This window comes from Knoellia remsis, from assembly GCF_003002895.1.
In the GTDB taxonomy this organism is placed as follows: domain Bacteria; phylum Actinomycetota; class Actinomycetes; order Actinomycetales; family Dermatophilaceae; genus Knoellia; species Knoellia remsis.
Window position 1 is genome coordinate 23,078 of sequence record NZ_PVTI01000027.1, and the last position, 25,744, is coordinate 48,821.

23 protein-coding genes and 2 tRNA genes are annotated in these 25,744 nt (G+C 72.4%); 14 read left to right on the forward strand and 11 right to left on the reverse strand.

Features of this window, described 5'->3' with window-relative positions; genetic code table 11:
- The first annotated feature begins 3 nt into the window (after positions 1-3).
- Positions 4-588 (forward strand): DsbA family oxidoreductase, encoded by a 585-nt coding sequence (locus tag BCF74_RS14205; protein ID WP_106298621.1) that lies wholly within the window; start codon positions 4-6, stop codon positions 586-588.
- Between the two features lie 33 nt (positions 589-621).
- Here the strand turns inward: BCF74_RS14205 and BCF74_RS14210 are convergent, their stop codons facing one another.
- The 3 genes from BCF74_RS14210 to BCF74_RS14220 form a co-directional block, all read right to left on the reverse strand.
- Entirely contained in the window at positions 622-1,680 is a 1,059-nt protein-coding gene (locus BCF74_RS14210) for an AraC family transcriptional regulator (RefSeq protein WP_146132982.1), read from the reverse strand.
- Positions 1,677-2,723, reverse strand: coding sequence for an AraC family transcriptional regulator (locus BCF74_RS14215; protein ID WP_106298623.1), 1,047 nt, complete (start codon positions 2,721-2,723; stop codon positions 1,677-1,679). The genes BCF74_RS14210 and BCF74_RS14215 overlap by 4 nt, the downstream gene beginning before the upstream one ends.
- 278 nt (positions 2,724-3,001) lie before the next feature.
- Positions 3,002-3,730, reverse strand: a complete 729-nt coding sequence (locus tag BCF74_RS14220) for a GAF and ANTAR domain-containing protein (protein ID WP_106298624.1) — start codon at positions 3,728-3,730, stop codon at positions 3,002-3,004.
- 161 nt (positions 3,731-3,891) lie between these two features.
- Here BCF74_RS14220 and BCF74_RS14225 point away from each other — a divergent pair.
- The 4 genes from BCF74_RS14225 to BCF74_RS14240 all read left to right on the forward strand — a co-directional run bounded on the left by BCF74_RS14225 (position 3,892) and on the right by BCF74_RS14240 (position 9,662).
- Positions 3,892-3,963 (forward strand) — tRNA-Arg (locus tag BCF74_RS14225).
- 161 nt (positions 3,964-4,124) lie between these two features.
- Positions 4,125-5,411: an MFS transporter gene (locus BCF74_RS14230; RefSeq protein ID WP_245889375.1), complete on the forward strand. Its 1,287-nt coding sequence runs from the start codon at positions 4,125-4,127 to the stop codon at positions 5,409-5,411.
- Between the two features lie 166 nt (positions 5,412-5,577).
- Positions 5,578-9,405: an AAA domain-containing protein gene (locus BCF74_RS14235; RefSeq protein WP_106298625.1), complete on the forward strand. Its 3,828-nt coding sequence runs from the start codon at positions 5,578-5,580 to the stop codon at positions 9,403-9,405.
- Positions 9,402-9,662, forward strand: coding sequence for a hypothetical protein (locus tag BCF74_RS14240; RefSeq protein ID WP_106298626.1), 261 nt, complete (start codon positions 9,402-9,404; stop codon positions 9,660-9,662). The genes BCF74_RS14235 and BCF74_RS14240 overlap by 4 nt, the downstream gene beginning before the upstream one ends.
- Before the next feature lie 202 nt (positions 9,663-9,864).
- Here the strand turns inward: BCF74_RS14240 and mscL are convergent, their stop codons facing one another.
- The 4 genes from mscL to BCF74_RS14260 all read right to left on the reverse strand — a co-directional run bounded on the left by mscL (position 9,865) and on the right by BCF74_RS14260 (position 13,187).
- Entirely contained in the window at positions 9,865-10,233 is a 369-nt protein-coding gene (gene mscL, locus BCF74_RS14245) for a large conductance mechanosensitive channel protein MscL (RefSeq protein WP_106298627.1), read from the reverse strand.
- Positions 10,234-10,365: 132 nt separating this feature from the next.
- Positions 10,366-11,022, reverse strand: a complete 657-nt coding sequence (locus BCF74_RS14250; RefSeq protein WP_106298628.1) for an SAF domain-containing protein — start codon at positions 11,020-11,022, stop codon at positions 10,366-10,368.
- Between the two features lie 40 nt (positions 11,023-11,062).
- Entirely contained in the window at positions 11,063-11,395 is a 333-nt protein-coding gene (locus BCF74_RS14255) for an FmdB family zinc ribbon protein (protein ID WP_106298629.1), read from the reverse strand.
- 208 nt (positions 11,396-11,603) lie between these two features.
- Complete coding sequence (locus BCF74_RS14260; RefSeq protein ID WP_106298645.1) at positions 11,604-13,187, reverse strand: potassium/proton antiporter; 1,584 nt, start codon at positions 13,185-13,187, stop codon at positions 11,604-11,606.
- Positions 13,188-13,244: 57 nt separating this feature from the next.
- On the opposite strand from BCF74_RS14260, the gene BCF74_RS14265 reads away from it, so the two are divergent.
- The gene (locus BCF74_RS14265; RefSeq protein ID WP_106298630.1) at positions 13,245-15,956 is read left to right on the forward strand and encodes a penicillin acylase family protein; all 2,712 of its coding nucleotides are present in this window, start codon (positions 13,245-13,247) and stop codon (positions 15,954-15,956) included.
- On the opposite strand, the gene BCF74_RS14270 is transcribed toward BCF74_RS14265, so the two are convergent.
- Complete coding sequence (locus BCF74_RS14270) at positions 15,937-16,602, reverse strand: 5-formyltetrahydrofolate cyclo-ligase (protein WP_245889376.1); 666 nt, start codon at positions 16,600-16,602, stop codon at positions 15,937-15,939. The two genes, BCF74_RS14265 and BCF74_RS14270, sit on opposite strands and share 20 nt — an antisense overlap.
- On the opposite strand from BCF74_RS14270, the gene BCF74_RS14275 reads away from it, so the two are divergent.
- The 6 genes from BCF74_RS14275 (at position 16,601) to BCF74_RS14300 (ending at position 22,312) form a co-directional block, all read left to right on the forward strand.
- A complete protein-coding gene (locus BCF74_RS14275; protein ID WP_106298631.1) occupies positions 16,601-18,001 on the forward strand; it encodes a UTP--glucose-1-phosphate uridylyltransferase in 1,401 nt (466 codons plus the stop codon). The genes BCF74_RS14270 and BCF74_RS14275 overlap by 2 nt on opposite strands.
- Positions 17,998-19,203: a molybdopterin molybdotransferase MoeA gene (locus tag BCF74_RS14280; protein WP_106298632.1), complete on the forward strand. Its 1,206-nt coding sequence runs from the start codon at positions 17,998-18,000 to the stop codon at positions 19,201-19,203. Before BCF74_RS14275 ends, BCF74_RS14280 begins: the two co-directional genes overlap by 4 nt.
- A 187-nt stretch (positions 19,204-19,390) precedes the next feature.
- On the forward strand, positions 19,391-19,819 hold the full coding sequence (moaC, locus tag BCF74_RS14285) for a cyclic pyranopterin monophosphate synthase MoaC (RefSeq protein ID WP_245889379.1): 429 nt from the start codon (positions 19,391-19,393) through the stop codon (positions 19,817-19,819).
- The gene (locus BCF74_RS14290; protein ID WP_106298634.1) at positions 19,816-20,400 is read left to right on the forward strand and encodes a MogA/MoaB family molybdenum cofactor biosynthesis protein; all 585 of its coding nucleotides are present in this window, start codon (positions 19,816-19,818) and stop codon (positions 20,398-20,400) included. Before moaC ends, BCF74_RS14290 begins: the two co-directional genes overlap by 4 nt.
- Positions 20,400-21,065: a GNAT family N-acetyltransferase gene (locus BCF74_RS14295; protein ID WP_106298635.1), complete on the forward strand. Its 666-nt coding sequence runs from the start codon at positions 20,400-20,402 to the stop codon at positions 21,063-21,065. The genes BCF74_RS14290 and BCF74_RS14295 overlap by 1 nt, the downstream gene beginning before the upstream one ends.
- A gap of 26 nt (positions 21,066-21,091) precedes the next feature.
- Positions 21,092-22,312 carry a hypothetical protein gene (locus tag BCF74_RS14300; RefSeq protein ID WP_106298636.1) on the forward strand — a complete coding sequence of 407 codons (1,221 nt, stop codon included), beginning with the start codon at positions 21,092-21,094 and terminating at the stop codon, positions 22,310-22,312.
- A gap of 96 nt (positions 22,313-22,408) precedes the next feature.
- Here BCF74_RS14300 and BCF74_RS14305 read toward each other — a convergent pair whose 3' ends face one another.
- Positions 22,409-23,704: an AI-2E family transporter gene (locus BCF74_RS14305; RefSeq protein WP_245889378.1), complete on the reverse strand. Its 1,296-nt coding sequence runs from the start codon at positions 23,702-23,704 to the stop codon at positions 22,409-22,411.
- A 74-nt stretch (positions 23,705-23,778) separates the two neighbouring features.
- Between BCF74_RS14305 and BCF74_RS14310 the strand changes: the two genes are divergently transcribed.
- Positions 23,779-23,851: transfer RNA gene (locus tag BCF74_RS14310), tRNA-Ala, on the forward strand.
- A 62-nt stretch (positions 23,852-23,913) separates the two neighbouring features.
- Here BCF74_RS14310 and BCF74_RS14315 read toward each other — a convergent pair.
- Positions 23,914-24,255 carry a DUF2200 domain-containing protein gene (locus BCF74_RS14315; RefSeq protein WP_106298638.1) on the reverse strand — a complete coding sequence of 114 codons (342 nt, stop codon included), beginning with the start codon at positions 24,253-24,255 and terminating at the stop codon, positions 23,914-23,916.
- 157 nt (positions 24,256-24,412) lie between these two features.
- On the opposite strand from BCF74_RS14315, the gene BCF74_RS14320 reads away from it, so the two are divergent.
- Positions 24,413-25,462, forward strand: coding sequence for a YihY/virulence factor BrkB family protein (locus tag BCF74_RS14320; RefSeq protein WP_106298639.1), 1,050 nt, complete (start codon positions 24,413-24,415; stop codon positions 25,460-25,462).
- On the opposite strand, the gene BCF74_RS14325 is transcribed toward BCF74_RS14320, so the two are convergent.
- Positions 25,459-25,744: transposase (locus tag BCF74_RS14325; RefSeq protein WP_177426671.1), on the reverse strand; the 286-nt coding region annotated here is incomplete at its 5' end. The genes BCF74_RS14320 and BCF74_RS14325 overlap by 4 nt on opposite strands.

Here is a 25,744-nt window from a genome sequence, read left to right on the forward strand (position 1 = left end):
CAGGTGCCCGAACTCGTTGTGGACCTGTGGGGCGACCCCACCGACCCGTGGTCGTGGCTGGCCAAGCGGCGGCTCGAGGAGGCCGTGGCGCGTTCCAGTCGGCCCGCCGACGTCACGGTCGTGCACCACACCCTGCCGCGAGCGCCGCTGTCCGCCGAGGAGCTGCAGCGCGCCTCGGTGACGGCGCGGCCGGACGGCCTCGACATCACCCTCGCCGAGCCGTCACGCGGCGACACCAGGGCGGCCAGCCGGCTCGTCGCACTCGCCCACTCCCTCGGCGGGCCCCCGCTCCAGGCGGCGTTGCTCGAGCGGCTGTTCGCGGCCGTGTTCACCGAGGGCGCCGACATCGCCTCGAACCCGGTGCTGCAGCGGCTCGCCGCCGAGGCCGGGCTCGACGAACGGCGGGTCGGGGCCGTCTTGGCCTCCGAGGAGCTCTCCGACGAGGTCGATGCGGACGTCGCGCTCGCCGCCGAGCTCGGCATCGAGGCGCCGCCGTTCGCCGTCGTGGGCGGACGTGTCGGGCTCGGCGGCGTGGCCTCGGTCGAGGACTACCTCGGGCGCATCGAGAGCGCGCTCGAGACGGCCTAGGCGGTCAACGGCGCGGCGGGCTGCCGCATCGGCTCAGTGGTGGAGCGTCCAGCGCGGCGGGACGCCGTGGACCGACCGGTACTGCGCGCTGAACCGGCCGACGTTGAGGAAGCCCCACGACATCGCGATGTCGGTGACCGAGGTGCCGGAGGCCGGGTCGGCCGCGAGGAGGTCGTCGTGGGCCCGGTCGAGGCGGACTCGGCGGAGGTAGCCCGTCGGCGTCGTGTCGAGGTGGCGCCGGAACGCCAGCTGGAGGGCGCGCACGCTGACATGGGCTGCTCGGGCGATGTCGGTGACCGTGATGTCGGCGTCGCAGTGCTCCTCGACGTAGGCGACCGCGCGTTGCACCGTGGTGTTCGTCGCGTCCGTGCGGTCCGTCGGGGTGGGTGTCACACCGGCCGGGTCGAGCGCGGTGATGAGCGTCGCGGCGACGAGTCGGGCCGAGGTCCCGAGGACGACGGGGTTCTCCGACAGCCGGTCATCGGACAGCACGACGTCGGTGAGGTGATGCAGCGTGCGTTTCCAGTGCCACGCCATCAGCGGTTCGAACGTCTCGAGGTGGAACCGGTCGACGACGTCGCGCACCGGCTCGTCCGTGACCTCGGCGAGGAGGTCGAGGTCGACGCCGACGATCTCGAGCCCGGCACCCTCGAGGCGGGTCGAGTAGGCCTTCTCGGGATGGGCCAGCAGGACGACGTCGCCCGGTCCGACGCGGCGATGGCGTCCGTCGGTCCAGATGTCCATGTGCCGGTCCAGGACACGGCACACGACGAGGCAGCCGAGCGGCTCGACGTCGTACTCCGTCACGAGACTGTTGTGGAAGGAGTCGATGCGCAGCGACCCGAGGTCGCGTCGGCTCTGGCGGAACCGGAAGTCGTCTGCTTGGCCCTGGACGCGCAACCGGTTGTCGGCGTATGCCGCCCGCACCAGGGCGCTGCCCTCGTCCGGGATCGTCGTGGTGAACCGAGAGACGATCGGCGGGTGCAGTCCGCTCTTCGGCGACACATCCGCGGTGGGCGCTCGGTCCGTCGTGGGCGGCTCGCTCGCAGGGGGCGCCGAGGGACCCTGGCCGGCGTCGGAGGAGACACTCATGACCGCAGCGTCTCTCGCGGGGTCGTGCCGTAGGTCTCCCGGTAGAGCGCCGCGAACCGGTCGGGTCGTCCGAAGCCCCAGCGTCCCGCGATGTCGCGCACCGTGTCGCCGCGGCTCGGGTGGCCCAGCTGGAGGTCGCGGTGGGCGCGCTCGAGCCGGACCCGCCGCAGGTGGGCCATCGGGGTGGTGTGGCGGTGCCGGGCGAAGGCCTGCTGGAGGCCCCGCACGCCGATGCTCGCGCCCGCCGCGATCTCTGCCACGGTGAGTGGGCGGTGGGCGTTCGCCTCGATGAACTCCTCGGCGCGACGCACCGTCGACGGGGTGCTCGCACCGCCGCTCTCGAACCAGTCCTCGGTCGTGGGGGCGTTCGGGAAGGTCGTCAGTGCCGTCGCGGCGAGCATGCGTGTGGTCTCGGCCGCCACGAGGGGATGCCCGAGCGCGGAGTGGGTGGTGCGCAGCTCCTGCTCGACGTGTTCGGTGACCCTGCGCCAGTGGTGCGCCAGACGCGGCGCGGCGGCTCGCGACTGACCGAAGAGTGACGCGGGTGAGGCGCTGTCGTCCAGCCGGGCGACGTCGGCCACCACCGCGAGGGGGAGTGCGACGAGCGTGATCTGGCCGCCCTGCCACGCGACTCGCGACGGCCTGTCGGTCGCATAGGCGAGGCAGTCGCCGGCAGCGAGCCGGATCTCGTCGCCGCCCATGGACACCTGCAGGCCGCCCTCGCGGGCCATGACGGCGACGAACATCTCGACCGGGTGGGCGTGGGCCGCCATCGGCGCGGTGTTCCACATGCGCTCGACCCGCAGAGGGGCGGCCGGGTTGACGTTGACGGCGTCGGAGCCGAACGCGAACTCGCCCTGCGGCGCGGCGAGCTGGATCGGTTGGTTCGGGCCGTAGGTCTGACGGAGCAGCTGGTAGACCTCGTCCGCCTCGGCTGACGCGAACCGGTTACGAACCGGTTCCTGGTAGTCCGGCGCCGTGCCAGTGCGACTGCTCGTGACACTGCGACTGCTCGTGCCACTGGGACTGCTCGAGCTGCTCATGACGCTCCTCGCGTCCGGGGTGAGCGCCGTCGTCGGGGGTCGAGGTGGAGCAGGCCCGGGGCTACGGCGTCCTCGAGACCGACCGTAGCGCGAGACACGCAGGACGTCACCCCCGGAAACGACCTGAGTACCCCCGAGAGCGAGCAGATCGCAGGCGTGCCGTGTGGATACCCGCGGTTGGGGGAACACTGTCACCTGCGGGCCGAGGTAACTCTCCGCCGGGGCCGGGCGCAGGGTTGAACACGCAGCCCCGCGCACGGCCCGCGCGCCGGGCGGGCTCACGCGCGTGGGGTAATGCCGGGCAGCTCGACGGGCAGCTCGCCCGTCTCCGCAAGGTGGCCGGCGACCGAGCGCAGCTTGTGGTTGGTGCGCTGCGACGCCTCGACGAGGAGGTCGAAGGCGGCCGCGTCGCTGATTCGGTAGCGCTCCATGAGGATGCCCTTGGCCTGGCCGATGAGGTCGCGTGCTTCCAGGGCCTGTTCGAGATGGCGGGCGTGGTCGATGGCGCCGAGGGCCGTGAGTGCGTGGGCGGCGAGGGTGGTGCTGAGCTGCTCGTCGGCGCCGGTGAAGGCGTCGGACTCCGGGGCGTAGAGGTTGAGCGAGGTCATCGCGTCGGGCCCGGTCGTGAGCCCGAATGACATCGCCGACCGGATCCCCAGCTCGTTCGCGGCCTCGGCCAGGAGTGGCCACCGCCGGTCGTGGGCCAGGTCGTCGGATCGTACGACATGGTGCTCGCCGTCCTCCGTGGCGTCGAGGGACGGACCCTGAGACGCACGGAACTGGCTCGTCGCGGCGCGGGCAACGAGGTCGTCGTTGCGGACCGGCGTGCGGACACCCGTCGTGGACAGGAGGGTCACTCCCGCGTACTGCGCACCGTCGACATGGTGCAGTGACGCTTCGACGAGGCGACGGAGGATGCCGGACCGGTCGTCATCGATGACGAAGGGCCGGGTCCACCGGTCGAGGGGCTCGGTCGGTGGCTGATGGTCGCCGTCACTGGACGACATCGTGAGCCTTCACGAGGCGAGTCTTCCGCTCACCCGACGTGAGCGACAAGACAGGAAACGAACAACAGGGCCGCAGAACCGGCCGCGGAACGCAGTGGTCCGACGACTGGGGTGGTATGCCGTGTCCCTTAGGCTGGTCCGCGGCCTTCGGGCCGTCTTCCGCCTCCGTAGCTCAGGGGAAGAGCACTTCTCTCCTAAAGAAGGTGTCGCAGGTTCGAATCCTGCCGGGGGCACGCGCGAACGCGCGACGCGAAGCGAGCGCGTCGGGCGTGAGTCCGGCAGAAGCAACAGGTCGCTCGAACGGAGTGAGAGCGCCGACGGGGGCACGCGCGAACGCGCGACGCGAAGCGAGCGCGTCGGGCGTGAGGCGTCGCGGACGGCATACTGACCCCTCGTGGCGGAGACGGGGGCGACCCAGATGAGCGGCAGTGAGCGGGACCCCGTGCAGCGACGGACGGTCGCGACGCTGTCGATGTCGCAGATCCTCGGCGGGATCTCGCTCGCGAGTGGGGTCGCCGTGGGTGCGTTGCTCGCCGAGGAGGTGTCCGGATCGCCGACGTATGCCGGCCTCGGCTCGACGTTCCAGGTCATCGGTTCGGCGCTCATCGCCGTGCCGATGGCGCGGCTCAGCGCGGCGCGGGGGCGCCGGTTCGGACTGACCTTGGGTTATGCCCTGTCGTTCGTCGGCGCGCTCGGGCTCATCATGTCCGGCATCGTCGGCAGTTTTGCCCTGCTCCTCGCGGCGAGCCTGCTCTTCGGCGGCTCGACCGCGTCGAACAACCAGGCGCGGTATGCCGCCGCCGACCTTGCGGAGCCGGCTCACCGAGGCCGCGACCTCAGCCTCGTCGTGTGGGCCACGACGGTCGGAAGCGTTCTCGGCCCGAACCTCGTCGGACCGAGCGAACCGGTGTCGCGCCTCCTCGGGCTGCCGCGTCTCACAGGGCCGTTCGTCTTCTCGCTGATCGGGCTGGTGCTGGCGATCACGGTGCTCTGGACGCGGCTGCGGCCCGATCCGCTGCTCGAGGCACGTCGGCGCGCGACGGGAGACCACGAGTCCGCCGGCGCGACTCCTGTGCACGGGTCCGTGCGCCGCGGACTGCGCGTCATCGCCGAGAACCGGCAGGCGCTCCTCGGCGTGCTGACCCTGGCGCTGGGGCACATGACGATGGTGAGCGTCATGGTCATGACGCCACTGCACATGCGGCACGGCAACGCCGAGCTCACCGTCATCGGCTTCGTCATCAGCATCCACATCCTCGGGATGTTCGCGTTCTCCCCGCTCACGGGCATGGCCGTCGACCGGTTCGGCGGGCGCGCCGTCGCGGTCGCGGGGTCGGCGATCCTCGTGTCGGCCGCGCTCCTTGCGTCCACCGCTCCGCAGGGGCACTCGATGCGCCTGCTCGTGGCGCTGTTCCTCCTGGGGCTCGGCTGGTCGTGCACGCTCGTGTCCGGGTCGACACTGCTCACGGGAGCGCTGAGCGTCGGGGAACGTCCGGGCGCGCAGGGTGCGAGCGACCTCGTCATGGGGCTCGCGGCCGGGTTGGGCGGCGCGCTCGCCGGCGTCGTCGTGGACGTCGCGAGCTTCCACGCCCTCGCTCTCGCGGCCATCGTCGTCGCCGGCTCCATCGCGGTCGCCGCCGTTGTCCTGCGAACCCCGACAGAGGAAGAGCACCCCGGCTGATCGCTGCCGTGCCGCGGGTCTCGGCGGTGCTGCGGTGGGATGCAGCACTGCAGAGCGTCGGTGGCGGCTGGTTGTGGCCGGGTCGCGGCACGCCATGCCCGCCACGCGCAGGCATTGCACACCCGGCATACCCGGCACTCCGAGGTGGCGTTGTTAGCCTGCTGCGGTGAGTGAGACCGGTCCGCAGCCCGACGTCGAACCGCGGACCGCACGGGTCCGCGACGCCGTCGCGGCCTGGACCAGGCACCTCGTGGACCTCGGTGGGCGCAACACGCTGCTGTGGTACCGCGACCTCCCGTCGGGCACGCTCGACCTCACGACCGCGCACCCCGGTGGCGTCGCGATGCTGCTCGCCGGTCGCCCCACCCGCCTGTCCGACCTCGTGCGCGAGCCGGCCGCCTTCGACGAGGCCCGCCGCCGCGCCCGCACCATCGCCGGCAAGGCCCGCGAGCTGCGCGAGGAGCGCGGCATCGACGCGGGGTTCGTCGCCGTGGGCATGGCGACGTGGAGCCTCGGTCGCGCCGGGGGCGCGGCCAGCCGTCAGCCCGCCGCGCCGGTCCTGTTGCGCTCCTGCACGCTGCGGGCGACGAGCCCGCAGCACGACGACTACGAGCTCGACCTCGGCGACGAGCTGGAGCTCAACCCGGTCCTCGAGCACTACCTCGCGTCGGAGCAGGGGATCACCCTCGACGTCGAGCGACTCGAGGGCCTCGCCACCACCCCGAACGGCTTCGACCCGTATCCCACGTATGCCGCGCTCACCGAGGCCTGCGCGCGCATCCCGGACTTCGCCGTCGAGCCGCGGATCGTGCTCGGCACCTTCTCCTACGCAAAGCTGCCGATGGTCGCCGACCTCGCAGGCCACGGCGACTCGCTCGCCGACCACGACGTCATCGCCGCCATCGCCGGCGACCCGACCGCGATGCGCTCGGTGCGCCACGAGCTGCCGGCTCGTCCGGCGGACGCCGTGCCCGACCCCGCGCAGGGGCTGCTCGTCCTCGATGCGGACGCCTCGCAGGAGGAGGCCATCGACGCGGTGCGCTCCGGCGCCAACCTGGTCGTGCACGGTCCTCCCGGCACCGGCAAGTCGCAGACCATCGCGAACCTCCTCGCCGCACTGGCCGCCGACGGCAAGCGCGTCCTCTTCGTCGCCGAGAAGCGCGCGGCGATCGACGCCGTCGTCGGGCGGCTCGACCGCGTCGGGTTGAGCGACCTCGTCCTCGACCTCCATGACGGTGCGCGCGGCCGTCGGCGGATCGCGACCGAGCTCGCGGACTCGCTCCCGGGCCGGAGCCCGCGCCCCCAGGACCCGCCGAGCCGTGACGTCGACCGGCTCCGGGCGAGCGCGTCGACGCTGCGCGAGCACCGCGACGCGATGCATGAGTCCCGCCACCCGTGGGGTGTGAGTGTCCACGAGGTCCAGGAGGCCATCAGCTCGCTCGCCTCGCGCGAGCGACCCCCGCACTCGCGGGTCCGACTGCGTGGCGAGGCTCTGCAGTCCCTGCCCCGGGACCGCTTCGAGGTGCTCACCCGCGAGCTGACCCGGGTGGCCTCCCTGGGTGCCTGGCGCACCGACCGCGGTGACGACCCGTGGTACGGCGCGACGGTGCGGACCCAGGAGGACGCCGTCCGGGCTCAGGAGCTCGTCGACCGCTGGTCCGGTGGCGGCGTGGCCGCGGTCGGCACGATCATCGACGAGGTCTTCACCGGCCTGCGAGTCCCGGCCTCACGCAGCGTGCGCGACTGGGGCAGCATCCTCGACACCGTCTCGAGCGTCCGGGACACCCTCGAGACGTTCCGGCCCGAGATCTTCGACACCCCCCTCGGTGACGTCGTCGCGGCAACCGGCTCCGCGGCATACCGCGCACAGGTCGGCGCCGAGCTCGGGTGGTGGGAGCGTCGGTCGCTGCGCCGGGGCGTGCGACGGCACGTCCGGCCCGGCCGTCCGCCGGCCGACCTGCACGCCGCCCTCGTCCGTGCGAACGAGCAGCGCAGCGCCTGGACGCGGATGGCAGGCGGCGGAGGCCGACCCGAGATGCCCGCGGACCTCGACCGGGCGATCACGGCGTATGCCGCCCTCGCAGCCGATCTCGAATGGCTCCAGGAGCGCGTCCCCGCCGCATCATCGGGCGCGGGAAGCGAGACGTCGACGGCGGGGGTCGCGCTCGTCGACCTCCCCCGTGAGGAGCTGACGGCGCGGCTCGACGCGCTCGCCGCGGCTCCCGAGCGACTCGCCGTCCTGCCGTCCGTCATCGGGCCGCTCGAGTCAATGCGTTCGGCGGGGCTCGGTCCGCTCATCGACGACCTCGCGCTGCGCGGCGTCGAGGCCGACGACGTCGCACCCGAGGCCGACTTCGTCTGGTGGAGCTCGGTGCTCGACGACATCGCCCTGCGCGACCCGCGTGTCGGAGCCCATGACGGGGACGACCTGCGGCGCGTCGTCGGTGAGTTCGCCGACGCCGACGCGGCGGTACTGCGTGGCAACGCGACCCGGGTGCGCGCCGCTGTGCGAGCCCGCATCGACTCCGTCATCGCTGACTCACCCGAGCTCGAGAGCATCGTGCGCGCCGAGGCCGCGAAGTCGCGCCGGCACCGGTCGCTGCGCGACCTCATGCCGGTCGCCGGTGAGCTCGTCACGGCGTTGCGGCCCTGCTGGGTCATGAGCCCACTCGTCGTCGCCTCCGTGCTGCCGCCGGGGGTGTGGTTCGACGTGGTTGTCTTCGACGAGGCGTCGCAGATCCCGCCCGCCGAGGCCGTCTCGGCGATTGCTCGCGCCCGTCAGGTCGTCGTCGCCGGTGACGCCAAGCAGCTGCCGCCGACGTCGTTCTTCACGACCGTCAGCGACGACGGCGAATCCGCACCGACCGACAACCTCTCCGAGGGCGTGGAGTCGGTGCTGGACGTCCTCGCCGCGACGCTGCCCAGCCGCCGGCTCACGTGGCACTACCGCTCGCTCGACGAGCGCCTCATCGCCTTCGCCAACGAGCAGGTCTACGACTCCGCTCTGGTCACCTTCCCGGGCACCGGCACCGCGCCGGTGCTGACGCACGAGCTCGTCGACGGCGTCGGGGTCGTCGCTGACGGTGCGGCGAGTGTCGAGACGACCCAAGCCGAAGTGGACAGGGTTGTCGACCTCGTGCTGGACCACGCCCTGAACCGGCCGGGGGAGAGCCTGGGCGTCATCGCCCTCGGGATCGCCCACGCCCGGCGGCTCGAGGAGGCCCTCCGTCGGGCCCTCGCCGGTCTCGACCAGGAGACCGCGCGCTTCTTCACCGAGGATGTCCACGAGCGCTTCTTCATCAAGAACCTCGAGCGGGTCCAGGGTGACGAACGGGACGCGATCATCCTGTCGGTGGGCTACGGCAAGACGCCACACGGCCGGGTCCTGCACCGGTTCGGGCCGCTCAACACCGAGGGTGGGGAGCGGCGGCTCAACGTCGCGGTGACGCGGGCCCGGCGGCGGATGACCGTCGTCTCCTCGATCGGCGCCGACGAGCTCGACCCGCAGCGGCTCAAGGCCCGCGGGGCGATCATGCTGCGCGACTTCCTCGCCCATGCCGCCGCGTCGTCGGCCGGTGCGCCCCGCGACGCGACCGCCACCGGGGGCGCGGTCGGCGCCGAGGCCTCGCAGCTCGACTCCGTCGTCCTCGCCGAGTTCGCGAGGCGCCTGCGCGAGAGCGGCCTCGTCGTGCACGAGCGCTACGGCTCGTCCGAGACTCCCGTCGATCTCGCGGTCGAGGACCCGAACCGTCCCGGCCGCCTCGCCGTCGCCGTCGAGTCCGACGGGTCGTCGTATGCCGCGATGTCCAGCAGCCGTGAGCGCGACCGGCTGCGTGCCGAGCAGCTCGGCCGGCTCGGCTGGCAGCACGTGCGGGTGTGGACGCGTGACGCGTTCCGCGACCCTGCCCGCGACGTCGCGCGCATCCACGCCCTGGCCGGGCAGTCCGGGGTGCGCCCCGAGGCAGCTGCCCGCCCCGGCCGGGGCGGCGCGTGACCGGTCGTCGTCGCCGTCGGGCGTCGAGCGGACCGCGCCAGGTCGGCTCGGGCGACGGGCTCGTGTCCGAGCGTTCCAGCGTCCGCGAGGAGTCGCCCGACGGACGCGACGGGCCCGCCACGGAGGGGAGGCCGCGACGCGTGCGCCGTTCCCGGCTCGAGCAGACGCGTGACGACACCGACGCCGGGTGGGGCGAGGCGTCCGACGACGAGGCGTCCGCGCGCTGGCTCGAGGAGAACCGGCCGCCCCACTGGTGAGGCCGCTTCCCGGTCACCCAGGCGCGGCCGGACGCGATGCGAACACCGCACGGGCCGGAGAGACGGCACGGGCCGGAGAGACGGCACGGGCCGGAGAGACGGCACGGGGCGGGGCCGACCGATGTGGTCGACCCCGCCCCGTGGCGGTGTGGATCAGGTCAGGTGAGCGCTGGGCTCACCGGCGATCCGGTGGTGATGCGGCTCAGAGGTTCGGACGAGCGCGGAGGCTGTCGCGGATCTCCTTGAGGAGCTCGGTGTTCTCGTCGATGACGGCCTCCTCCTCCTTGGCGGGGAAGTAGCGGTCCTTCGCCGCGGTGTACGGCTTGACGACGAAGAAGTAGACGACCGCCGCGAGGATGATGAAGGCGACGAGGTAGGTGAGGAACTCACCGAGCGAGAGGCCGCCCGGCTTCCAGTTCGAGAAGTCCGGCGTGCCCCCGGCCTTGCCCACGAGCTCCATGATGATCTTGACCATCGACTCGACAACCTTGCCGAACGCCCCAGCGATGACGACCGCCACGGCGAGCTCGACGACGTTGCCCTGCATCAGGAAGTCCTTGAAACCCTTCATGGGTCCAGTCCCTTTCTGTCGGATACGTAATGCCCGACGTGTGATTCGCCGAAGCGCCGACCACAGTAATGGTTGGCCGGTGGGCTCGCGCGTCCAAGCGTCGGGCCATTTCACGATGAGGTGTCGTCACGCTCAGCGGGAAACCACGGCGAGGACGCGCGGCGGGCCGCCATCTGGCCGCTGACCTGCAAAGATGCGTTCCACGGCGCTGTCGGGCAACGCGGCGACGAGCCCGGCGTCACCGTCACTGCCGTCAGGCAACGATCCGGTGTCGCCGGGCGTGTCGAGGCCCAGAACGAGAACATCGTTCGCAAGGGACGGGCCGCCCGTGTCCGGGAAGAGTCGCACGCGGTCGCCGGGACGCAGCATGCCGAGCGTGCCCGGGTCGGCGAGGAGGAGCCGAACGGCGCTCGTCCCGGGGGCGAGCCCGTCGGTGGGTCCGCGCGGGACGACGCGCGTGCGGGTCAGGAGCTCTCCGGCGCTGATCGAGGTGGCCGTGCGCCGGCCCACGAGGTCGCCTCGGGTCGCGGCCGCGACGGGCGCCGGCTCACTCGGGACGCGCGTGGTGCGCAGGTCCGAGTCGTCGAGGACCTGGCCGGGGACGATGTCACGGGCCGCCACGAGAACCGTCGTCATGGGCGCGTCGGGAGGACGGACGACGCCGATGAGCAGGAGGACGGCGCCGACGGCACACGCGATCGCCGCCAGCCGTCGGAGCACGATGCGACGCCAGCGTGCCCGACGGGAGGGGCCGAGCAGGGCGGGACGGTTCAGATGGGGTCGTCGCATGCCGGCGACGCTAGGTCGCGGCCGCGACGGAGGGCAGGTCTCAGGCCGAAGCTGTGGACGACGCGGTGGCGGACGACCCGCCTGTGGACGACGCGCCCGCACCAGATGTCGCCGAACCGCCATTGGACGACGAACCCGAACCGCTGTCACCGGAGGACGACGCGCTCGACGAGGCCGGGCTCGAGCTGCTCGACGAGGCCCGTGAGTCCGTCCGGTAGAAGCCGCCACCCTTGAAGACGACGCCGACGGAGTTGAAGACCTTGCGCAGCGAGCCGCCGCACTCGGGGCACACCGTCAGCGAGTCGTCGGTGAACGACTGGACGGTCTCGAACTGGTGGCCACAGTCGCGGCACGCGTAGGCGTAGGTGGGCACGGTGGGTTCCTCCCGGAAGGCGAAATGCTGCTCAAGGATACGGAACAGCGCCGAGCGCCCGCGTATGCCGTCCGCTCGCCTTGGTGCGGCCCGCCCGCCGCTCGTCACGGTCGCCCGCCGCTGGTCACCTGTCCCTTGGTCGGTGAGTCGTCCCTTCATGGTGGGGCGAGTCACCGAGATTGGGGCGAGTCGCGGCGCATGGGGCGACTCACCCGCCTGGGGACGACCAGCCGGCGAGGCGGCCGGCGCGGGAGACGGCATACAGCCGCTTCTCGACGGGACCACGCAGCTCGGCGGGCGTGACGACGAGGAGGTGGTCCCCGCGCCGCAGCGGCGTCGTCTCACGAGGCACGAACGAGGACCCCTCACGCACGACGAGGGCGACGTTCGCGCCGGCGGGCAGCCGCAGCTCGTAGACCTGGACCCCGGCCATGCGGGAGGTGTCGCCGATGGTGACCTCGAGCAGGTGCGCCCCGATGTCGTCGAACGGCGTCGCCTCGAGGGTGAGGTCGACGGAGTGGTGCGCTTGGTCGAGCCCGAGCCGGCGCGCGACCCACGGCAGCGTCGGCGCCTGGACGAGGGTGAAGACGACGACGAGGACGAAGACGAGGTCGAACACCCAGTCCACGCCACGGGCGCCCACGGTCATGGGCACGGTCGCGAGGACGACGGGCACGGCCCCGCGCAGCCCGGCCCAGGAGAGGAAGGCCTGCGTGCGCCAGGACAGCCCGAACGGGGTGCACGACACGAGGACCGACAGGGGCCGGGCGAGCAGCAGCAGGACGAGCCCGAGGACGAGCGCCGGGACGACCTGGGAGCCGAAGCCGGCCGGGTCGGCGAGCAGGCCGAGCAGGACGAAGAGGCCGATCTGGGCGAGCCAGCCGAGGGCGGTCGAGAAGCCGAGGACGGCGGCCCGGTGCGGCAGGCCCATGTTGCCCAGGACGAGCGAGGCGAGGTAGCACGCGATGAAGCCGGACGCGTGGACGACGTCGGCCGCGGCGTACGCGAGGACCGAGACCGCGACGACGCCGATGGCGAAGAGCGCCGACGACCCGCCCGCGACCCGGGCCATGAGGCGTCCGCCGAGCCAGCCCACGGCCAGCCCGACGAGCGACCCGAGGACGAGCTCGACGACGACGACGCCGCCGAGCTCCCACCACGACTCGCCCCCGCCGCCCTCCGCGGTGCGGGTCGCGAACGCCGTGACGAGCAGGACGACGGGTGCGTCGTTGAACCCGGACTCGGCCTCGAGCATGCCGCTGACCCGTCGCGGCAGCGGCACCCGGCGCAGGACCGCGAACACCGCGGCGGCGTCGGTCGAGGCGAGGATGGCGCCGATGAGGAGGGCGACGTTCCACGGCATGTCGAGCACGAGGTGCGCCGCGACGGCGACGACGACGATCGAGACGACGACGCCGACGGTCGCGAGGGCCGCGGCCGGTGCGAGCGAGGACCGGATCGACTGCCACTTCGTCGTCAAGCCACCCTCGGTGAGGATGAGGATGAGGGCGGCATACCCGAGGACCTGGGTCAGCGCCTCGTCGGAGAAGTCGATGCCCAGGCCGCGGTTGCCGAGGAGCAGCCCGATCCCGAGGTAGAGCAGCAGCGACGGCAGGCCGGAGCGCGTCGAGAGCCGCACGGCCGCGATGGCGATGATGAGGACGGCTGCGCCGATGAGCAGCGACAGCGACAGGGTCTGCAGGTTCTCGGCCTCGGCGGCGGGGACGGCCGCCAGGCCCTCGACCCGGGAGGCGACGTGGACGGCCGCGTCCGCGCGCGGCATACCCATCATCGTGATCACGGCCCGTCCTTGCGTGGTTGTCCGAAGTGACTGGCCTAGTCTCGCAGGGTGACTGCGCAGCGTGTCGTCCGTCGAGCGGCTCTCGGTGTCGTCGGCTTCCTCGCCGTCGTCGCTCTCGTCCTGTCGATCGTCGGGGTCTCGCTCGTGCGGCGCTCCTTCCCGCAGACCGAGGGCGAGCTCGAGCTGCCCGGGCTCTCCGCCGCCGTCACGGTGCTGCGCGACGACCGCGGGATCCCCCAGATCTACGGCGACACGGTCACCGACATCGCGATGGCCCAGGGCTACGTCCACGCGCAGGACCGGTTCTTCGAGATGGACCTGCGCCGGCACGTGACCTCCGGCCGGCTCTCCGAGCTCGTCGGGTCGGCCGGACTCGAGACCGACAAGGTCATCCGCACGATGGGCTGGCGGCGCGTCGCGGAGGAGGAGCTGCCCGCACTCGACCCCCAGACGCGCACCTACCTCCAGGCCTACGCCGACGGCGTCAACGCCTACCTGCGCGGCCGCTCACCGTCCGAGGTGTCGCTGGAGTATGCCGTCCTCGGCATGAGCGTCAAGGACTACCGCATCGAGGACTGGACCCCCGCCGACTCGGTCGCGTGGCTCAAGGCGATGGCCTGGGACCTGCGGGGCAACTACTCCGATGAGCTCGCCCGGGCGCGGCTCTCGACCCGTGTGACGCAGGCGCAGATCCGCGAGATCTACCCGCCCTACGACCCGGCGAACGCGCCGATCCTCTCCGCGCAGGCGTGGTCGCCGCGCACGGCGCCGGGCCAGGTGTCCTCGGCCGTGCCGCCGGCGCTGGGCGACTCCGCGTCGCGGGCGGCCGCAGCGACGTCCCCGGGGGCAGAGCGTTCGTATGCCGCCGCGCCGAGCGCGGGTGCCGCGGCGCGGGCCGCGTCGACGTCCCCGGGGGCACAGCGTGCGTATGCCGCGGTGGACCGTGCGCTCGCGGCCGTCCCCGCGCTGCTGGGCCGGGGTGACGGGATCGGCTCGAACTCGTGGGTCGTCGGTCCGCAGCAGTCCGAGACCGGCAAGCCGCTCCTCGCCAACGACCCGCACCTCGCGCCGGGCATCCCCGGCATCTGGTACCAGGTCGGCCTCAAGTGCCGGAAGGTCTCGACGCAGTGCCCGCTCGACGTCTCGGGCTTCTCGTTCTCCGGGGTGCCGGGCGTCGTCATCGGCCACAACGCCCGGATCGCGTGGGGGTTCACCAACCTCGCGCCCGACGTGACCGACTTCTACCTCGAGCGGGTGCGCGGCGACCGGGTCCAGCGGGGCACCGCCTGGGAGCCGCTCACGACCCGCCGGGAGGTCATCCGGGTCGCCGGCGGCAAGGGCGAGACGATCACCGTGCGCTCGACGCGACATGGGCCCGTCATGTCCGACGTCCTGCCGGAGTTCGCCGACGCCGGTGAGCGCTCACCGACGCCGCGGCGCGAGGGCAGCGCGCCGCTCCCGGAGGAGTCCTTCGCCGTCTCGATGGCGTGGACCGGCCTGCAGCCGTCCCGCACGGCCGACGCGATCTTCCAGCTCAACATCGCCCAGAACTTCGGCGAGTTCCGTGAGGCGGCCAAGTCGTTCGCCGTCCCGTCGCAGAACCTCCTCTACGCCGACGTCGACGGCAACATCGGCTACCAGGCGCCGGGGATGGTGCCGGTGCGGACGTCGGCCTTCCCCGGCTCACCCCCGGGCTTCTGGCCGGCGCCGGGCTGGGAGGAGACCTATGACTGGCAGGGGTGGGTGCCCTTCGAGTCCATGCCGATGGCCTACAACCCGGCCGAGGGCGTCATCGTCACGGCCAACCAGGCGGTGACGATGAGCCAGAGGCCGTTCCTCACGACCGAGTGGGACTACGGCTTCCGGGCCCAGCGCATCGACGACCTGCTGTCGCAGGCGACGAAGGACGGCGGCAAGGTCGGCGTGGACGACATGGCCCGCATCCAGATGGACACCCGCAACCAGTTCGCTCCCAAGCTCGTCGCGGCGCTGCTCGAGGTGCCGCTCGCCGGGCCCGAGGACTCCGACGCCGACGTCGCGTTCACCCGCGAGGCGCAGGACCTCCTCAGGTCCTGGGACTTCACGACCCCCGCCGACGACTCCGAGAACGGCGCCGCGGCGGCCTACTACAACGCCGTCTGGGCGAACCTGCTGCGCCTCACCTTCGATGACGAGATGCCGGAGGACCTGCGCGCCGACGGAGGCAGCCGGTGGATGGCCGCCGTGAGCGCGCTCCTCGACAACCCCAAGAGCGCCTGGTGGGACAACCGGCAGACCGCCTCGATCACCGAGGGCCGCAACGAGATCCTGCGCCAGGCGCAGGTGGAGGCGCGGCTCGAGCTGACCAAGGAGCTCGGCAAGGACCCGGACGGCTGGCGCTGGGGCCGGCTGCACACTCTCGAGCTCACCCACGACGTCCTCGGCGGCGACGGGGCGCCCGGCATCGTCAACCGCATCTTCAACCGCGGCGGGTTCGAGATGCCCGGCGGCTCCTCGATCGTCAACGCCAACGGCTGGGACGCCAGCGTCGGCTACGAGACGAGCTGGGCGCCGTCGATGCGGATGGTCGTCGACCTCGGCAACCTCGACGCGTCCACGTGGATCAACCAGACCGGTGCGAGCGGCCACGCCTTCAGCAGCAACTACGACGACCAGGCGGAGGACTGGGTCAAGGGGCGGCAGGACCCGTGGCCCTTCTCCGAGAAGGCCGTCCGCGAGGCGAGCGAGGACGAGCTCACCCTCACGCCCGAGCGCGACTGACCCAGGTCACGCCCTCCGCGGTGAGCACCCCGTCGACCGGCTCGTCGTGGTCGCCGCACGGCAGCGGGTCGGTGCGCAGCTCGCCGGGGTGGAGGACGGCGAGCACCCGGGCGTCGCGGTGGCGGCGGGTGAGCGCTCGGTCGTAGCTGCCGCCGCCGCGCCCGAGCCGGGTGCCGCCGGTGTCGGCAGCGAGCGCCGGGACGAGGACGAGACGCGCCGCGGCGATGGCGTCCCGGCCGAGGGGAGTGCGCGCGGGGTCGGCGGGGTCGCACCAGTCGAGGTCGCGGTCGGGGAGCGTGACCGGGACGATGACCCGTATGCCGCCCGCGGCCAGCGCCGCGAGCGTCGCCTCCGTGGGGGGCTCGCTCGGCAGGGCCTCGTAGGCGGCGACCGTGCCGCCGCGGGGGACGCCGGTCGCGGCGGCGAGGCGCACGGCATACGACGCGATGGCGGCGGCGTCGGCGGCGCGGTCGCGCCCGGCGACGGTGGCGCGCCGCGCCGCGAGGAGACCGGGACGCGCCGCGGCCTTGGCGTCGTGGACCGCTCGCGGCGCGGCCCTGGCGTGGTCGAGCTCTCGCGCCTCGACGTCTCGCTCCTGCATCGCCCCAGTCTCGCCCATGGCGCCGTCGCCTAGGGTGGCGAACATGAGTGAGGGCCTTGCCAGCGACGGTCTGCGGCGCAGCATCGAGCGGATGCGGGAGCGCGATGTCGACGAGCGTGCGATCGCCGCGTTCACCCGGTTCTACGGACTGCTCGAGCAGGACGCGACGGGGTACATCCACGAGGACTCGATCGAGCCGGTCACCGACGTGCCGGCCCTCGACGACCTCGACGTCGACGAGACCCGGGCGCGCGCGGCGCTGGGGCGCACCGTCGTCCTCAAGCTCAACGGCGGCCTCGGGACGTCGATGGGCATCAGCGGCCCCAAGACGGCGCTGCCGGTGCGCGACGGCCTGACCTTCCTCGACATCATCGCGCGGCAGGTGCTCGCCGTCCGTGAGGAGAAGGGCGTCGACCTGCCGCTCGTGTTCATGGACTCCTTCCGCACGCGCGAGGAGACGCTGCGGCTGCTCGAGCCCTACGACGGCCTCGCCGTCGACGGCCTGCCCCTCGACTTCCTGCAGAGTGCCGAGCCCAAGCTGCGCGCCGACGACCTCTCGCCGGTGTCGTGGCCGGAGGACCCCGAGCTCGAGTGGTGCCCGCCCGGTCACGGCGACGTCTACATCGCGCTCCAGTCGAGCGGTCTGCTCGAAGCGTTGCGGGAGAAGGGCTTCCGTCACCTCTTCCTGTCGAACGCCGACAACCTCGGGGCGACGGTCGACGCGCGGATCCCGGCGTGGATGGAGCGCGACGGCATCCCCTACGTCGCGGAGGTGTGCGAACGCACCCGCAACGACCGCAAGGGCGGCCACCTCGCGCGCCGCCGCAGCGACGGCCGGCTCGTCCTGCGCGACTCCGCCCAGGTCGCGCCGGGCGAGGAGACGTACTTCGCCGACAACACGCGCCATGAGCTCTTCCACGTCAACAACCTCTGGATCGACCTCGACGCGCTCGCCGACCGCCTCGCCGAGCGCGACGGGGTGCTCGAGCTGCCGATCATCGTCAACAGGAAGACCGTCGACCCCACCCGCAAGGACTCGACACCGGTCATCCAGATCGAGTCGGCGATGGGGACGGCGGTCGAGGTCTTCGACGGGTCGCGGGCCCTGCTCGTGCCGCGCGACCGCTTCCGGCCGGTGAAGACGACGAACGAGCTGCTGCTCGTGCGCTCCGACATCTACGACCTCGACGAGGCCAGCCGCGTCGTCTCGCTCATCGACCACGACGAGCCGTTCATCGACCTGTCGAGCGAGTACAAGTTCGTCGCCGGCTTCGACGCGCGCTTCCCCCGGGGGGTGCCGTCGATCCGCGAGGCGAGCTCGTTCGCCGTCGACGGTGACGTCACCTTCGGGCGTGACGTCACGTGCGTGGGCGACGTGCGGGTGAGCGCGCCCGACGGGCCGCGGGTCATCGAGGACGGTGCCCGCCTCGAGGGTGACGGGTGAGGTCGGTCGAGGAGCACCGCGCGGCGGTCCTCTCGCTCGTCTCGCCCCTGCCGCCGGTCTCGGTGGGGCTGTCCGAGTCGCTGGGTCGGGTCCTCGCCGCGGACATCGCCGCGGCCGTGGACCTTCCGGGCTTCGACAACAGCGCCATGGACGGGTATGCCGTCCGCGCGGCCGACCTCGCGGGCGCGGCGCCGGGGTCGCCGGTCGTCGTCGAGGTCGACGGTGACATCCCGGCGGGGGACACCCGGCACCACGAGCTGCGCCCGGGTGCCGCCATGCGGATCATGACCGGGGCGCCCATGCCGGCCGGTGCCGACGCCGTCGTGCCCGTCGAGGAGAGCGACGGGGGTGTGGAGCGGGCGACCCTGACGCTCGCCCCGGCGGTCGGTCGGCACGTCCGGCGACAGGGCGAGGACGTGCGCTCCGGCGACGTCGTGCTGCGCGCCGGGACACGGGTGACGCCGGGACGGCTGGCGCTGCTCGCCGCGGCCAACGTGCCCGACGTCCTCGTCGCGCCCCGTCCGCGCGTGCACGTCCTCTCGACCGGCGACGAGCTCGTGCCGGTCGGAGGCCACCTCGAGCACGGCCGGATCGTCGACTCCAACGGCGCGATGCTCGCCGCCCTCGTCCGAGCCGGCGGTGGGGAGCTCGTCGGGGTCGGGCACCTCGACGACGACCCCGGCGCGTGGACCGGGCTGTTCGACGTCGACGACTCCGGCACCGACCTCTACCTCACGACGGGCGGTGTCTCGATGGGCGCCTACGACACCGTCAAGGAGGTGCTGTCACGCACGGGGGGAGTCGAGTTCACCAAGGTGGCGATGCGCCCGGGCATGCCGCAGGGCGCTGGCGTCGTCGGTCCAAGGCGCACGCCGATCATCACCCTGCCGGGCAACCCGGTGAGCTCGTTCGTGTCCTTCCACGTGTTCGTCCTGCCGGCGCTGCGAGCGCTCGCGGGGCTCGACCCGGCGGCGGGCGCGACGGATGCCGTTGCCGCACAGGGCTGGTCGTCGGTTCCCGGCAAGGTCGAGCTGACCCGGGTCGTCCTGGACGGGGACGGTGCCCGACCCTCGGGTGGCCAGGGGTCGCACATGCTCGGCGCCCTCGCCGACGCCACGCACCTCGCCGTCGTGGATGCGGCGACGACGGAAGTCCGCCAGGGGGACCCGGTTCGGCTCATTCCTCTTGTCGGGCAGGATTGACCCTGTCCTTGGCTCCCGACTCCCCTCGCCAAGGGCGCCACTCCCGGACCGGATGAGGGGAATGGGTGAGTTGCACGTGAGTGACGTCGATCCGACGCCCGACCGGACGCATGACATCGTCGCGACGCAGGGTGCCCGCACGCAGGGTGCCCGCCTGACCCACGTGCGCCCCGACGGGACGGCGCACATGGTCGACGTGTCCGCGAAGCAGGTCACCGCCCGCGAGGCCACCGCCCGCGGCCGGGTGCTGCTCAGCCCCGAGGCGGTCGCCGCCCTGCGGGACGGGACCGTCCCCAAGGGTGACGCGCTCGCGGTCGCGCGACTGGCCGGCATACAGGCCGTGAAGCGGACACCCGAACTCGTGCCACTCGCGCACCCGGTCGCCGTCCACGCGGCGTCGGTGGACCTCGAGGTGGCGGACGACGGGGTCGACATCGTCGCCACCGTGCGCACCGCCGACCGCACGGGCATCGAGATGGAGGCCCTCACCGCGGTCGCCGTCGCGGCACTCGGCCTCATCGACATGGTCAAGGCCGTCGACAAGCACGCCCGCATCACCGACGTCCGTGTCACCGCGAAGTCCGGCGGCCGCTCCGGGGACTGGAGCGAGTCGTGAGCGACGAGCACCCGCGCGAGGACGCTCAGCCGAGCGACCAGCACGCGAGTGGCGCCCACCGGAGCGACCAGCACGCGAGTGGCGCCCACCCGAGCGACCGGCCGCTTGTCGGCCGCCGGGCCATCGTCGTCACCGCTTCGACGCGCGCGGCGGCAGGGGTTTACGAGGACCGCGGGGGAGCGCTGCTCGTCGAGACGCTGCGTGGGTGGGGCGCCGACGTGCCGGACGCGACCGTCGTCCCGGACGTCGACGTCCCTGCTGCGCTGCGCGACGCGCTGACGCCGTCACCCGACCTGCTGCTCACGACGGGCGGGACCGGCATCAGCCCGACCGACCGCACGCCCGAGGCGACCGCCGACCTCCTCGACCGCGAGGTGCCCGGGATCGCCGAGGCGCTGCGGGCCGCGGGAGTGGCCTCCGGCGTGCCCACGGCGATGCTGTCGCGCGGGCTCGCCGGGGTTTCCGGGCGCACCCTCGTCGTCAACCTCCCCGGCTCGACCGGTGGAGTGCGCGACGCCCTCGCCGTCCTCGAGCCCGTGCTCGCGCACGCGCTCAGCCAGCTCGCCGGCGGCGACCACTGATGCGCTGGGGCCGGTCGACCGAGCGCTGGACCCTCCGCCTCACGGGTTCGACTCCGACCGGGGTTCCCGTGCTGCTCCGTCCGGCCCGGCACGACGACGCACGGGAGTACCTCGACCTCCGCTCCCGCAACCGCGAGTGGTTGGGCCGGTGGGACGCGACCTCGCCCGTCCCCTCGACCGGACCGCGGACCTTCGCCGACCTGGTCGACCACTACCAGGAGGAGGCGCTGGCCGGACGCATGCTGCCGTTCGTCATCGAGAGCGACGGACGGCTCGTCGGACAGCTCAACGTCAGCAACATCACCCTGGGGTCGTTCCGCTCCTGCACCGCGGGCTACTGGGTCGCCGAGTCGGCGGCGGGGCGGGGCATCACGCCGACTGCTCTCGCTCTCGTCGCCGACCACGTGTTCGGGGAGCTCGGCCTGCACCGCCTGGAGATCAACATCCGGCCCGAGAACGCGGCGAGCCTCGCCGTCGTCCGCAAACTCGGGTTCCGGGACGAGGGGCTCCGGCTGCGGATGCTGCACATCGACGGCGACTGGCGTGACCACCTGTCCTTCGCCCTGACGACCGAGGACCTCGGCGGGCGAACCGTCACGGACCGCCTGACCCACTCGTCACAGCAGTCACTCGGGCGACACACCGCAGAGGGTCCGACTGCCTGACCTCGCGCACGCATAACGTCGTGCTCGTGGACCCGAGCAGCCTCATCTTCCTTGTCATCATCGGGATCTGGGCTGCCTACTTCGTCCAGTACTGGGTCCGTCGTCGCGAGCACCTCGCCACGATCCGGTCCGTCGACGCCTTCTCCGAGACGATGCGTGTCCTCGAACGGCGCGCCCCGCTGCCGTCGGTCCACGACGGCGGTCGCGCCCCGCGGACGTATGCCGTGAGCCCCGCCCGCGTCATGCGTCCCGAGGTCACCGTCAAGCGCGCCGAGGCGCACACGACGATGACCCTGGACTCGGACGAGGCAGCATCCGCGCCGCGCCTCGCCGGGCAGCGCGGTGGTGTGCGCCCCGGTGACGCGGTGGTCGCCGCGGGCGAGCGTCGCGCACCCATGGAGGCCGCTGCAGACGACGTGCCGTATGCCGCGATGCACCCGAGCCGCGCCACGCGCGGGATCGTCCTGCTCGTCGGTGCTCTCGGCACGGTGGTCTTCGGTGCGCTCGCCGCGTTCGGCGTGCTGCGCTGGTGGTCCTTCGTCGTGCCGCTCGCCATGGCGATCGGCGGGTTCGTCTGGCTGCGCGCCGGCGTCCAGGGCGAGATTCGGGCCAAGCGTGCCGCTCGCGGCCGCGCCCGCCGCGCCCGGGAGCGGGCTGCAGCACCGCGCAGCGCCGCCCGACACACGTCGCCGACGAGGTCCGACGCCACCACCGATGACGTGGCCGCTCGTGCCGTGGGTCGGCCCGAGGTCGGGCACCACCCGGCTCCTGCCGAGGAGTCGCCGGCGGCGCTGGCCGAGGCCGCGCCGTATGACGCATCGGCCGAAGTCCTCGCCGAGTCGGCCACCGCCGCTCCGGCCGCTGCCGAGTCGGCCAGCGCCGCTCCGGCCGTCGACACGCCGGAGCCGGTGACGCACGAGCCGGTGGCCTCGCATGAGCCCATGGCTGATGCGGTGCCGGCGTGGGAGCCCTCCGCCCAGCCGTCGGTTGCCCGGGAGGCCCTCGCGCAGGAGCACGAGATCGCCCTCCCCGAGGTGGACGAGGACGACATCCCGCTCACCTGGGACCCGCGGCCGGTGCCGCGCCCGACCTACACGATGAAGGCCCGTGCCGCCGAGCGTCCCGCCCCGGAGCCGGTGCCCGAGACCGGGACCGTCTCCGCGACGGGAGCCGACGACGGCGGCGAGCGCACGGCATACGACGACGGGTTCGAGACCGCGCCGCAGCGTCGCGTCGCCGGCGCCTGACCGGCGATCAGCGGGCACCCCGACGGCGCCTGATCGTGCCGCAGCGTCGCGTCGCCGGCGTCTGACCGCGACCGGCGGGCGTCCGACGACCGACGGTCAGCTGCCGGGCGCCTTGTCCTGGAGCTCCTCCTCGGCGAGTCGGCGCTCCTGTTCGGTCTCGTCGCGGGTGCGTTCCCGCTCGGCGAGGGTGAGCATCTCCTCGGCCGTGTCCGGCAGGTCGGAGCCGTCGAGCAGGTGATGGCCGACGGCGTTGAGGACGGCGATGGTCGGGACGGCGATGAGGGCGCCGACGATGCCGGCGACGACGACACCCGCGGCGATGCCGAGGATGACCGCGAGCGGGTGGACGCGCACCGCTCGGCCGAGGAGGAACGGCTGGAGGATGTGCGACTCCATCTGCTGCACGAGGATGACGCCGCCGAGCATGAGCAGGGCCTTGACCGGGCCGAGGGCGACGAGGGCGAGCAGCACCGGCACGGCGCCGGAGATGAGCGCACCGATGACCGGGATGAACGCGCCGAAGAAGACGAGGATGGCGACACCGGACGCGAACGGCACCCCGAGCAGTGCGGCGATGAGTCCGATGCCGAGCGCGTCGGCGGCGGCGACGAGGATCGTCGCGCGGGTGAAGGCGCTGAGCTGGCCCCACGCGATGATGCCGGAGGAGTGGACTCGCTCGCGGGCAGCGCGGGGGAAGAGCCGGACGACCCATGCCCAGATGCGCTCGCCCTCGTAGAGGAAGAAGAACAGCGCGAAGAGGGAGATGAAGAAGCCGGCGATGGTGTGCGAGACCGTGAGCCCGGCCTTCGTCGCGGTCTGCCCGAGGTTGCCGCTGCCGCTGCTCAGCTGCTCGCGGGCCGTCGCGATCCAGTCCTGCACCTGGGTGTCGGTGATGCCGAAGGTGCTGCGGAACCAGTCGCGGATCTGGTCGATGCCCTGACCGACCTGGCTGCTGATGTCGCTGAACTGGGAGGTGAACTGCGACCCGACGAAGCTGAGGATGCCGATGATGAGGGCGAAGGTGCCGATGACGGTGAGTCCGGCCGCGAGTCCGGTCGGCATGATGCGGTCGAGGCGCTGGGTGACCGGCCGGAGCAGCGCCGCGAGCAGGATCGCGACGATGATCGGGATCGTCACCGTCGACAGGTAGGCGAACAGCCACAGCGCGGCGAGCACGGCGGCGGCGACGACCATGCTGCGCCACGCCCACTCGCTCGCGGTGCGCACACCCATCGGCACCTTCCAGGCAGCCGGCTGGTGGGTGGGGTCGGTGTCGACGGCGGGGGTGGACGTGCTCGACGGTCCGCTCTCGGTGACGGCCTGGCTCGAGAGGCGCGGGAGGCCGGCGGGGTCGGCGTGGCCACCCTGGCGGGACGGCATACGAAGTCGCATGTCACTGAGCGTATGCCGGGTCGCGCCGGTTTCGTCGGTGCGCGGGCGCGGTGTTAACCTGTTCCCCGCTCCAAGGGGCTGTGGCGCAGTTGGTAGCGCGTCTCGTTCGCAATGAGAAGGCCAGGGGTTCGAATCCCCTCAGCTCCACCCAGGTCGAAGGGCCGGACACGACGCGTGTCCGGCCCTCTCGTATGACTGCCTGTGCCTGCTCAGGCGCGCAGGATCTTCTCCATGGGGCGGCCCTTGGCGAGCTCGTCGACGAGCTTGTCGAGGTAGCGGATCTGCTGCATGAGCGGGTCCTCGATCTCCTGGACCTTGACCCCGCAGACCGACCCGGTGATGAGCTCGGCCTTAGGGTTGAGCGTTGCGTCCGCGAAGAAGTCGGCGAACGTCGTCTCGTCGTCGAGGTGTCGGCGCAGCGCCCTCTCGTCGAAGCCGGTGAGCCACTCGATGACCTCGTGCAGCTCGTCGGTGGTGCGGCCCTTCTTCTCGACCTTCGTCACGTAGTGCGGGTAGACCGACGCGACAGGGACCCCGAAGATGCGGCTCATGCTGCGAGGGTAACCACCTCGCGACCGGCGCCGTCCCGGGCGCGGCGCGCCCGCGGCATACGCACACGTCAACGGCGAGCCTCCGACGCGCGGCGCGCACGCGGCATACGCACCTGCGTGCGCAGCGACCGTGCGCCCGGTGTGATGGGATTGAGCCGTGGGAGTTGTCGACCGTCTGGACCGGTTCCAGCGCAAGCACCGGGTGGTCGGCTACCCCATCGCGGTGCTCTACAAGTTCTTCGATGACCAGGCGGGCTATCTCGTCTCGTTGATGGCGTACTACGCCTTCCTGTCGATCTTCCCGCTGCTGCTCCTGCTGTCGACGCTGCTCGGGTGGGTGCTGCAGAGCAAGCCCGAGTGGCGCGAGCAGATCATCGACTCGGCCGTCCAGGAGATCCCGGTCATCGGCGCGCAGCTAGGCGACCCGTCGACGCTGCAGGGCAGCCCGTTCGCGATCGTCGTGTCGTCGCTCGTCGCTCTCTACGGTGGGCTCGGCGTGGGGCAGGCGTTCCAGTACGCGATGAACACCGTGTGGGGCGTGCCGCGCAACTCGCGCCCAAACCCGTTCGCGGCCCGCGGGCGCAGCTTCGTGCTGCTGCTCAACGTGCTGCTCTTCGTCATCCTCACGACCGGGCTGACGGTCATCGCGTCGACGGATGTGTTCGGGTCGGCGGAATGGTTCCGGGCCATCGGCGGCAAACGCCTCATCCTCGGCATCGCGTCGTTCGTCATCACGGCGGTCGTCTTCGCGCTCGCGATGCGGCGGGCGATCGCCAGGCCGGTGACGCTGCGGCAGGTCATGCTCGGCGCGATCGGTTCGGCGCTGACGTGGCAGTTCCTGCAGGTGTTCGGGGTCCGGTTCGTCGAGGGCGTCATCCAGGGGTCGTCCGCGTCGAACACGGTCTTCGGGATCGTGCTCGGTCTGCTCGCGTTCTTCTATGTCACCGGGCTCGGGATCGTCATGTCGGCGGAGGCGGATGTGGTGCGCTCCGAGCGGCTGTACCCGCGCGCGCTGATGACGATCTTCACCGACGACGTCGAGCTGACCGAGGGGGATCGGCGCGCGTATGCCCGGGCTGCTCGGATCGGGCGGTTCAAGGGGTACCAGCACATCGATGTGCAGTTCGACCCCGACCCCGAGCCGCCGGAGGTGGTCAAGTCCGGATCGGTGGTGTACGACGGTGATCCGTCGAGGGTTGTGGTTTAGGCGTTGATGGCGCCGGCGATCAGCTCGGTGGTCACCTCCTCGTTCCCGGCCTGTCCCTCGCGGGCGATGAGCACGGCGCGGGCGTTCTTGAGGGCTTCGAGGCCGAGGTAGCGGCGTTGTTCGGCCCATTCGTCGTGCTGCTCCGCGAGGACGGCCCCGACGAGCCGGATCACGGACTCGCGGTTGGGGAAGATCCCGACGACGTCGGTGCGGCGGCGGATCTCTCGGTTGAGGCGCTCGTTGGGGTTGTTCGACCAGATCTGGCGCCAGATCTCCTTCGGG